Consider the following 11656-nt stretch of genomic DNA (forward strand, 5'->3'; position numbering starts at 1 on the left):
ATCGATTTATTGTCGCGTGTAGACACACGGGTAAACGGTCATCTTGACTAGCCTAAACAAGGATAAAAGATGTGTTGATCCATTGCCAAACGAAGAAGCTATTATCTTTCGTCCCGTTTCTGTAATCCCGCCATTCCTGATCTAAGGCGATCTTTTCAAACCAAGGCGAGGATCTAAGGTTAGTTATCCTGTCTCCCACGAAGTCGCTCAGGGGTCCTCCTATCCATTCCCGTTGTGGTGTCTGCAAGGGTCGTTTTGGTGCTAAGGCAATATCACCCAGCGTATGCTTTACCAGTTGGCGGGGCAACCATTTCCCTTGGTCTTGCTTGATCTTCATGTCTGCATCTTGAGCAAAACCCATCTCTACTAGGCGGTAGTCGAGAAAAGGTTCTCTCAGCTCGACACTATGCATCATACTAATCCTGTCATTAAACCGAAGAGCTCTTGGAATCTTAGTATAGAACAAATCTCTGAATTGCTTATTCTGAAGCTTGTTGTCAAATGGTTCCGGATAATCTACTTTTCTTGCTAATGCAGCCATTTCAGGTACCAAGACATGGGGTCGAGTCGAAGAGTCAATTGTTCCCTGAATAAACAGCTGAGAGTCAGTCCTGTAATAATCGTATCCGGCCCAGGCCTCATCCATACCTTGCCCATCCAACAAGACGAGGACCCCTTTCTGCCTGGCCTCTTTAAATATTTTAGAATATGCTAAGGTGGGGAATCCCCCATAGGGTTCGTCTTGGAAGCCTGCTATGTCTCCAATTAAATCGGGTACTTCCTGGAAGGATAACAAGACAGAGTTGAGTGGGCTGTTTGTTTTAGCAATTAAATTCTTCACCCAAGACAACTCATCATACCGTTCATCGCCTGTATAAAAAGTAAAAGCTTCTACATTCCCGGTGTGGCCGTTCTTGATTTTTGATATCATTGCCAGCAAGACGGACGAATCCAGTCCTCCGCTTACATTAAATCCCACCGGGACGTCTGATCTAAATCTAATCCTAATAGCGTCGAGTAGGACATTTAAATATTCGTCCTGTAGCGTTTGCTCATTTTTATAGATAGTGTGATTCTTTACTTTGGCTTCAAAGTCATAGTATTTTACAATTTTAGGCCGCAAATCACCGTGACTAAAACTAATACTATGCCCGCCCGGCAATTGATTAACGTGCTTGAAAAATGTTTCATCAGGAAACCCATAACTTCCATGCACGAAATAATCTGCCCACACTACCTCATTTGGAGTATTGTTAACCCCTCCAGCAAACAGGGTTTTAATCTCGCTCCCAAACAAAAACTGCTCTTCAACTATAGAAAAATAAAACGGCTTGACTCCGAAACGGTCCCTGGCAGCAAAAAAGGTCTTTTCTTGGTCATCCCATATTGCAAAGGCAAACATACCATTGAGATAGTGAAGCATTGCCTCCTTATGCTTGATATACATTGCCAACAGGACCTCTGTATCGGATTTCGTCCTGAAAAAATAGTCGAGTGATCGCTTCAACTCCAGATAGTTGTATATCTCGCCGTTAAAAACGATGATATACCGACCGCAATTGCTGATCATGGGCTGATTTGCCGCTTCCGTAAGATCCAGGATAGAAAGCCTGTTGTGTCCTAGTGACGCCCCCTCCCCTGACCAAACGCCCTGTGAATCCGGTCCTCTGTGCTTTTGCCTATCAAGCATTTTCGCCAATACATACTTATTTTCGGGATGTCTTCCAATGATTCCAGCTATTCCACACATGAAAATAATATGCTATAAGTTACTTCGGCTTTTTGCCAATCGTCCATTGTATCCAGATTGGCGTAATATGATTTATTGGAGAGTACTCCAACTGTTTTCCCTCCCACAAGCACTTTCTTCTCCTTAATGAGTGAAACTCTGGATATATACACAGATCCATCCCTATGATACGCCATCGGTAATTCCTGCCTTCTGGGGATCAGGGTCTGTTCCCCAGTCGCGATGGATAAGTTCCCCCCGGGCTCCATCTCAAAAGTCCAATGAGGATTGTACTCATGAGGGACTTCCAATACAGAGATCAGGCTATCCGCATCTGTTTCTAAAAATTTTTGAACGCAGTCATCTATAAAGCCTTTGGGCTTGAATGGACTCGTGGGCTGCAGTAAACAGACTGCGTCAAAAAAGTCGCCTTTCTGCTCAAAAAAATCTATCGCATGCAGAACGACTTCAATGGAGGGTGTATGATCCTGCGCCAGTTCTTTGGGCCGGATAAACGGGACTTCCGCTCCGTAACGCCCTGCGACCTCAGCAATTTCTTTCCCGTCCGTAGTTACCGCCAGCATATCTATTTTTTTGGCTGCTAAACCATCCTTTATAGTAAAGGCGATTAAGGGCTGGTGACCTAAGGTTCGGATGTTTTTACCGGGAATTCCCTTTGAGCCTTCTCTGGCAGGGATCAATCCAAGGATTCTCATCTAAAATGTAATTGTCTTATGAAATATCAGGGGAACTTCAGTCAGGTATCTGGCGATCTGAAGGCCGGCATCTCCCCCACCGTAGACATTGGATGACTGGGGTCTTGGGGAGGATTTAATCTTCTGGATAGTCGTTAGGATGTCATTTCTGTCATAACCCACGTCATGGACATTGTGGCCTCTTTCACGCTTGTTTTGTCGGCTGCCGATATTTATAACAGGAACTCCCAAGAAAGCGCATTCTCTTATCCCCACCGAGGAATTTCCGACCAGTCCCTTGCTGTTGACCAGCAGTTTTAGAAAATCAGTGGGATCCATATTTTTGAAAAAATGAAAATTTTCCAAGCTGTTGTTCTCCCTGAATGCCCGTATTCCGGTACTCGTCCCGTCTGCACCGGCATCCACGTTTGGCCAAAACCAGAAAACGGGGTCCCCTGTGGCGTGCATTGCATGAAGCGTCTCCTCAATATGTGATCTTGAATAAGTCACCTCGGTGGTTACAGGATGCTGCATCACTACCCAGTATCCTTTCGAATAATCCGGATGGCCTCCGACCCCTCCATATTTTTGGATCGGGTCAAAGTCCAGGCTTGGTTCATTGAGGACTCGACTCGCCAAATCGATACTCGGGCAGCCTGTATTAAAGACAAATTCACTCGCCTCACCCAATTTCAAAACACGTTCATAGGCGTCATTGGAAGCTACAAAATGATAGTCTGCTAGTTTAGTGATGGAGTGTCTAACTTTCTCGTCGATGTTTCCAGTGACTTCCCCTCCCTGAATATGTGCAAGAGGAATATTCATATAGGCAGCCGATATAGCGGTTGCCATCGTTTCAAAGCGGTCCGCTACCGTGACCACGATATCCGGATTGAGGTTATCAAATACAGTAGAGAGTTCAAGAATGCCGATTCCGGTCGTCTTGGCTGCTGCCGTTAAATTTTCGCCTTCAAGAACGTTAAAAACCTTTGCAGCAATTTTGAACCCGTCATTTTCAATGGTTTTAGTCGCATTTCCATAGCGATCCAATAAAGCGGAGGCCGCAACAACCAATTGAAGTTCGAGTTCCGGATTGTCCCTGATAGCTTCCAGCGCGGTTTTGATTCTCGAATAAGATGGTCTTGCAGTGACCACTACACAAATTTTTCTTTTCATTCTCCTGTGTGGATGTGTTCGGGTTTTAAAAAGTCCCATTGCTTTAAGTCCTGGATCACGCTTTTCCCCAAGACGCTGCGATAGGCGGCAGCAGAAATTCCCTGGTCACCGGGCTTTTTTGATTCCAGATCTTCAAACCGTAAAACATCGCCTTTTTTTAGATCTTTGTTGACAGCGAGGGACTTCCCAAAGATTCGCTTTAGCTCATCATATTTGCGGATGTCTGACTTTTTTACCGGACTGGCGATTGACCTTTGAATCTCCCTAATTCCCTGGGCTAGTACCTTGGTTTGATCAATGGTAATACTGGCTGCGGTGTCGGGTCCAAATTGTCTTCTATCAAACACGACATGAAATTCAAAAATCTCCGCTCCCAATGCAGCAGCCGCCAGGCAGGAGTAAATATTCCCACTATGGTCCGAAAACCCAATCGGGATCTTGAACTTTTCCCCTAAAATCCCAATCACATTTAGGCCCCATTGTTCTGGAGACGTGGGATACGCAGTCGTACATTGAAGCACCGAAATCGGATTGGGGAAGGTTTTCAGAAAATCTATCGTACGCTCCAATTCCTCCAAATCGCTCATACCAGAACTCAATATGATCGGCTTTCCGGTCTTTGCAATTTTCTCCAACATGAGCAGATTGCTGATTTCCCCCGAACCAATCTTTATCGCATCGACGCCGACCCGGTCCAATAAATCGACTGCTGCATTGCTAAAGGGTGAGGAAATAAATTTCAACCCTACCTCATGGCAATGATTGGCTATTCCCTGCCATTGCTCAGGGGAAAACTCCATGCGTTTCCAGTAATCATACCGGGTGGGATCCTGACGGGAAAATTTCACCCGAAAAGGTTCCAATGCTGAACTCTCGGCTTCTGCAATGTGAGTTTGGAATTTTACTGCATCTACGCCTGTGTCAGCCAGGGCGTCTATAAAAGCGTGTGCATTACCCAGACTGCCGTCATGGGCTTGGGCGATTTCGGCTATGATCATTTATCGGATTAGTACAAATACTCCGGACAGCTCGTGAATATCTCCGGATCGGGCTTGGTATTTCACTTTGTAAACATAGTTACCATTCGGAACATTCTTACCATTCAAAGTACCATCCCAACCAATATCCTCGAGATCAGTGGAATTATAGATAAGCTCTCCCCAAGTATTGAAAACATAAAAGTCAATTGCAGAGATGCCCCGATGGATTGGCTTGAAGTATTGGTTTTTCTGACCGCCTGGGGTAAAGGCGTTGGGTACCATGACTTTGTATTCATCGGTCACAAGCAGCTGCATAACAAACTCGGATTGGCAACCGAATTCATCTATGGTAGAAAGGCGAACCGTATAGGTTCCCTTTTGTGTATAGGTATGCGACGGATTCTGCGACGAACTTCCCGCTCCATCGCCGAAATCCCAGTTCCAGACGATAGCACGGCCAACAGTTAAGTCCTGAAACTGAACTGGCTCCAGTATCTGAACTTTGTCGTTTGTGACAATTGTGCCGTCTCCTATATCAGCAGCGTATTGGAATTTAGCCACCAAAAGAGAATCCGAGATGATGACTTTAATCCTGAGCTGCTCATTCCAGCAGTTGGCGCCCTTCAGGCTGGAGCTCACCCGGTAGTCACCGGTAACATCGACAGCCGCCAATTGGTCGAGCCTAAGTGCTGAGCCGTCCGGATTCACCACATCGTAGTCGTAGAGCGTCGGATTGAATCCCTCGATGAAATTCGTCAGATCCACGGTTTCACTGGGGTCGCAGACGACGGAAGGATTTGAGACTCTAAGTGTAGGTATTGAAGACACGTAGATATTTACCGGCTTAAGTTCAACGGCACAGATTCCAGGCCCTGCAGCCATCACGTAATAGGTGTACGGCGTATCTCTGGCAACTAGCCCGGAAACTGTCAATTCTCCACTTGAACTTATTGAATAAGTCACTCCATTGCTCGTTCCTGAAGAGATCGGCTGGGACTCATTTGAGTCAAAGTACCAGCTAAACGACGACGGGGTATTGGTAGGGACAGAGGGCAAAATTTGGGCAACTTCTCCTTCGCACAAGCGCTGGTCTTCGGCAACTATCTCGGTGGGCACTTCCACCAAATCAAGTGGCTCGTCGAGCAAGATAGTGCAACCTTCAGCATCCGAAATTTCAAATTGGTAGATTGCTGAACTGATTCCGCTTATGACAACATTGCCGCTAGCGTCTGCTTGAACGGCGCCCGTATTGACCCCGTCATTGATGATATCGACACTGTAGCCCGGGTATCCACCAACGACTGTAAAGCTTATCTCTCCGTTTGCCAGTGAGCATGTTGGATTTGCCTGGTTCAGATTGGTGACCTCCAATGGAGCCGACGGCCCCGTCACCTCAATACCTGTCAATTCAATAAAACAGCCTTGCGGAGTGTTCACCCTGATAGTGTATGTTCCGACCGGGACCTGGAAGACATTTGACGTTTGGTCGGGTTGGCCGTTGAGGCTGTACGTGTAGGATCCTGAACCTCCGGAAGCGTTGACTTGAATTTCTCCCCCCTCTCCGTAGCAGATTTCGTCCGTCACACTGGCAGTCGCTGAAGGTGAGTTGAAAACCCTAACCTTTGCTTCCGCAACAAACCCCACACAGACTCCACCTCCTGAGGCGGTAAGGTAATAGGTGTATGCTGTATTGGAAGTAGCCAAGCCAGAGACCGTCAAAACTCCATTGCCCCCGATCTGATAGGTTGCCCCTCCTACAGTCGAACCGGAAACAATCGGTTTTGCGCCGGCGGCATCAAAGGTCCAATGATACGTAGCACCCGAAGCTGTCGGATCCAGCGTTGGAGCGAATACTGCATCCTCTCCAGAACAAATCTCCAGATCATCGATCAAAATCTGGGTCGGGCCGTCGACCAGCTCCACTGGATCGGTGACAATCTGGCAACCCTGAGCGTCCGTCACTTCGAAATGGTAGAGTCCTGTTGCTAAGTCGACGATGGACAGAATTCCATTAGACGAAGCGAATGTAGAAGAAGCAACTCCGTTTTTGACGAGTGTCACCGAATACGGCGACCATCCTCCAGAAATCAGTGCATCTATTTTTCCGTTGCTTGCGCCGCATCCCGGATCGATATCCGCCATGTCGGAAATTGCCAACGCACTTGTCGGAGATTCTATAGTTACTTCCACTAGTTGGGGACAGCCTGCAGGTGAAGTCACTTCGATTGAATAGGTTCCAGCAGCCAGATTTTGAGCAAGCAATGCTGCCTCATTAATGGGCGCCTGCTTATTTATCGAATATAAGTACTCCGGTAACGCGCCGGATTCTATCAATAGCTTCCCATTGGTATCACCGAAACAGACTACGGGAGTGGTATTGAAGACCACTTGTGGTATTTCGTAGACTCTGACGTCCGCCTTGATTTCCTGGCCGGTGCATTCCACAAAGAAATAGAAGTCATGTGTACCGGCCGGTAAGTTGTCGACCTGAAGTTGCGGATTCAGCCAATCTGAATCGTCAATGGTGTAGCTGATTGAAGGATTTTGTGCATCTGCTCCGTTTGTGATTTGCCCTGTCTGCCCGGGCTCTTTATACCACTTTACCTCGGTAAATGCCGTCGGAGGAAGTGAGGGATCTGGCGCGAGATGGATAGGCCTGATAACTAGCGGTTCGCCGGCACATACATCAATTGGATTAACCAAATTGTATACAGGATCGGAGGATTCTTCGATGACAAAACTGAAGACTTCCTGACAGCCCTCCCCATCGGAAACGAGTGCAAAATAGGTATCCGGTCCAAGATCCGTGGTTCCGGTCAGAGTACCTGGAATAACCGCACCGGTCTCTGAGCCTTTTCTCCATTCAACCTGATAATCTCCCCAGCCACCCGATATCTGAAGGTTTTCAATGCTCCCGTTTTCGAGATCACAGGATGCTCTCAATAGGTCAGGAGTATTAATCGTAACGGGTGCCGCAGGCCCTTCAATTACTAAATCATAACTTACTTCGCATCCAATGTCATTTCTGATCTGAAGTTTGTACGGGCCTGGAGCCAGATCAGTATAGCTGGATGTCGGGGCAAACGGGGAACCGTTGATACTGAATTCGAATGTTCCGTTGCCTCCTTTAGGCACAACAGAAAGGGTACCATCAGCAGCACCAAAACAGGTTTCGTTTGTCACTGTGACGTCTCCTTCTATCGGAGGATAAACCGTCACATTCGCCTCCCTCACAAAGGTACAGACTCCGGGACCGGAGATCTCCAGATAATATTTGCGGGAACCGGCATCGAGGCCAGACACTGTCAAAGTCCCATCTGCTGCAATCTGGTACGAAGGACTTCCGGCAACAGGAGTCGAAGTTACTTCAATAGGCTCGCTGAGTGCCTGGTCTTTATACCAATCGAATACCGGTTTAACCGGCGCGGAGGTGGTGTAAGTCGGAGAAAGCTGCACATCATCCCCAAAGCAGGCCTCATCCGTCAACGGGTCCAGATCTACAATAATCCCCGGATCATTGGTAAGCGTAAGGAAATCCGGATAGTCAACAGTACAGCCATTTTCATCAGAGATTGCCAGGGAATAGGTGCCGGGCTCCAGATCCTTCAGTTGGAAGGAATTTCCGGTTTGGGTAGAACTCATGGCAGTAATGTTCTTGCCATTTATCAAGACAGTGTAAGCTCCTGTTCCCCCGCTTATCTCAAATACTGCTTCTCCGTTGAAGAGCCCGCAAGTGGGATCCTTCATGGAAATTAGGCTTGGCTCGATCAGAGGAGGTTCTGTAATAACCAGATCTGAAATCGTCGAGGTACATCCGTCTGAGCGGCGAATGATCAATTCATATACTCCGGGAGAAAGGTTTTTGTACAGTCCGTTGTTTGCTGCAAAAGGAAGGTTTACCCCATTGTCCCCTGTAAGGCTAAACTCGAAGGATGCCAGATTACCCGAGGGGATCTGCGCCTGAATAACCCCCGAATCCGCACCAAAACAGCTGATCTGGGTGATCAACGGTGCAGTCATAGTCGGTCCTTCGTTTACCTCAACTTCTGCAGGAATATATCCCTGATCGCAGACTCTGTCTCCCGTAACATTTAAGAAGTACTTGTAAGGAATAGCATTTGCTTTCAGCCCATCAATGGTCAGTTCAAGATTGGCATCTATGCTATACTGAAGGTCTCCTACTTGCAAACCGTCTGTAATGAGAACGTAGTCTCCTGCCGCATCTTGGTAGTACCACTTGAAATCCGGTGTGGAGGTGGAAGGCTGATTTACATCGATTACTACTGTCGCCGGGAACCCCTCGCATATCTCGGTACCCAAAACCGAAAAATTAGAGGACGGATCACCCGCTACATTCATCGTAATCTGCTGTTCACATCCCTCTCGATCTACTACTCGGACTGCATAATTCTTAGCCGCCAATCCATCGACCTGATAAATCCCAGAGGGTTGGTAGGTCACCGGGCTTCCATCAACAGTGATCGACTGGTAGGGTGTATTTCCTCCTTGGATAGAAAATTCTAGAGTGCCATTAGGAAGGCTACAATAACTGTTGATGGTTGCGATTGGTGCAAGTTGTAATGGCGCCGACGGTCCCTCAATCGTCACATCGACGATAGCTGTGTTACAGAACGAAGTGGAAGCGTAAACGGAATAGTTACCTGCTGACAGGGAGGTGAAGTTGCCTGTGGCGTTTGTAGCAAGTGCGTTGCCAGATTCATCCTCAAGTGTATAACTGAGAGGGCCCGTAACACCCGTCACTCTTGCAGTAACAGATCCGGAATTGGTAAGACACCAGTCATCCTGATTCGATACCGTGAAATCAAGAGGAGGGTGAATCTCCACTGTTGCAGAAATCAGAACATCTCCAAGGAAAGGGCAGAAATTTCCTGTGGGAGTGCTTTGATCTTTTGCCTCCACATAAAATGTGTATGTCTTGATGGCTCCAGGTCCGGAATATTTTAGCCCGGTTAAGGTGATCTCACCGTTGGACTGGATGTTGACCTGAACAGGGTTCCCGTCGATTGTGACTGTGGACCCATTTACCAAAGCCCCTCCTGCCCTATTTGCGTTTAGGTACCAACTGAACTGGGGAGATGCACCGGAAGGATTATATAAGTTATCAATACTCGGAAGAAAAGAAACTGCCTCACCTTCGCAAATCGCCTTACTATCGGCATCGAGTTCTACTGGAGTTCCATTTTCCTGGTTGATTACCACATCGTGAGTTTCATAGCAGCCCCCAGAGCTCGAAGGATTCCAAACGTTCAGTGTGTAGGTCCCCAGGTTTAAACCCTGAAGGGCGAATACTCCCGTACCCGCGCTGTATGTATGGGTAGCGCCGGCCTTTCCGATGGATGTTCCATTGAACAGCCACTCGTAGTCGAAATCAGGAACCAGGCTGGAAACAGTCAAGCCAGACAAACTACCGTCTTCCTGACCGTCACAGCTGGGGTTCTCCACGGTAACCGCCGGATTGATAACCGGAAAAGGATTCGCAGTAACGGTAATTATCCCAGGCTCCGAGGTCAGACCATAGTTATCAGTGACATTGTAGTACACCTTCGCCTCTCCTGAAAACCCCGGCGCAGGTTCAAACCTGACGTTGACCACGTCCCTCAGCTGATTGAAATTACCTGTGTTCAAATCCTGCAATTCAGAATAAAAAGTACCCGCTAGATTACCGCTCGCGTCATAGACAGGAATGGTGTAATTAGAAGGGTTACACTTACTGACACAAAGGGAATTGTCCAGTCCACAGTAACCGAAATCTGTGGAAGGAACCGCGTTGTGTGGAGCACCTGGCGAGCTGTTGAATAGCTGAAGACAAGTGACGAATGCATCTGAAGTCGCCAAATCTACCTTGAACTCCATATCCAAATCTCCCTCGTTCACACAAAGGGTCTCATTTTGATCCGGCACTCCTGGCTCACTAATATTAGCTACATCCGATACGTTTACTGTAACGTTTGCGATTTCATGGAAATTCGACCAACCGCCTGTTGCACCTGTAAATCCGATCTTTAATCTTGGAGGTGCAGGAAAAGGATAATTTACCGGCGGAAAAGAAATGTGCTGAGCGGCAGCCCCAAAAGTCGTGTGGTTGACCAGCATGTCGATCTTAATCTGGTATCCGACTCCACTGGGAATCAGCTCAATAAAGACCTTACGATATCCCGGTTGATTACAATCCGTAACCCTATTAGGCCCTTTATGGTCAATTGGAAAATAACGATTGGGAGGTAAATCCGGAAGTATCGTTGGAGCATTAGAATCAGGAGTAGTTACAAATCGATGATATACATCATAATTATTAGCCTCGGGAGAACGAATGGTAATACTGTTTCTAACTTTTGATTCCCAATTGGCAAGAGGTTGTCCTACAGTTCCAACCGCAAAATTACCCCATTCGTCCAATCCTATCCCGAGATATCCGCCCTTGATTCCGTTTTTACCGGGATCAACTGTTCCATCCAAGTTTACAAAAGGTGCATATCCCAAAGAACCACCCAACCATCCAATATTTACCGGTTCATCGGCGTCGAACATAAAGAACCCGATTCCATCCGCGGCATATTCAAATGGCATATTCCCATAGGTGTAATATTCGAAGGACGTCTTAACCCCGAACTGTGAGGAGAACGGAATGTCTACGATGACATAGCCATTGTGCCATTCCAAATTGGGAGTAAGCTGGAGGGATTGGCCCGTAGCAGTAGGTGTATAGCTTCCTGTTGCACCTGTGGCATTATTTCGGATATTTCCTTTAATAATAGTATTTTCAAACGGACCGGATCCCGTGAATGGTTCGCAGTAGGGAAACCCCTCTCTGGGGATCTCAACCTGGGCAATTGAGGATTGCTGGAAACAGAATACACTCAGGATACAAAGAAAGATAAGCCTATACCCGAACCATCCTGACGAAGTGCTTAGGATACGCGTCTTGATATTTGATTTTTCCAATAATTGATTTTTAGTCAATTGAGTAAAGGTTCCCATTCAAAATTTAGAGCGTGCGTCAAGCAGATTCTTCCTCAAGTTAATTATTTGCCGGAAGGGAAATGGCCAACCCGGGA

5 protein-coding genes are annotated in these 11656 nt (G+C 47.1%); all 5 read right to left on the bottom strand.

Annotated features, from left to right (window positions below; genetic code table 11):
* Positions 1-52 precede the first annotated feature (52 nt).
* From asnB to G459_RS30280, 5 genes are read right to left on the bottom strand one after another with little or no spacing between them, the layout of a single operon-like run.
* Positions 53-1750, bottom strand: a complete 1698-nt coding sequence (gene asnB, locus G459_RS0118260) for an asparagine synthase (glutamine-hydrolyzing) (RefSeq protein ID WP_026968935.1) — start codon at positions 1748-1750, stop codon at positions 53-55.
* Positions 1738-2445 carry an acylneuraminate cytidylyltransferase family protein gene (locus G459_RS0118265; protein WP_026968936.1) on the bottom strand — a complete coding sequence of 236 codons (708 nt, stop codon included), beginning with the start codon at positions 2443-2445 and terminating at the stop codon, positions 1738-1740. The genes asnB and G459_RS0118265 overlap by 13 nt, the downstream gene beginning before the upstream one ends.
* Entirely contained in the window at positions 2446-3600 is a 1155-nt protein-coding gene (gene neuC / locus G459_RS0118270) for a UDP-N-acetylglucosamine 2-epimerase (RefSeq protein ID WP_026968937.1), read from the bottom strand.
* Positions 3597-4598: an N-acetylneuraminate synthase family protein gene (locus G459_RS0118275; RefSeq protein ID WP_026968938.1), complete on the bottom strand. Its 1002-nt coding sequence runs from the start codon at positions 4596-4598 to the stop codon at positions 3597-3599. Before G459_RS0118275 ends, neuC begins: the two co-directional genes overlap by 4 nt.
* Entirely contained in the window at positions 4599-11543 is a 6945-nt protein-coding gene (locus G459_RS30280; protein WP_211234405.1) for a PKD domain-containing protein, read from the bottom strand.
* Positions 11544-11656 lie beyond the last annotated feature (113 nt).

Origin of the sequence: Algoriphagus terrigena DSM 22685, assembly GCF_000429445.1 — a bacterium.
Taxonomy (GTDB): domain Bacteria; phylum Bacteroidota; class Bacteroidia; order Cytophagales; family Cyclobacteriaceae; genus Algoriphagus; species Algoriphagus terrigena.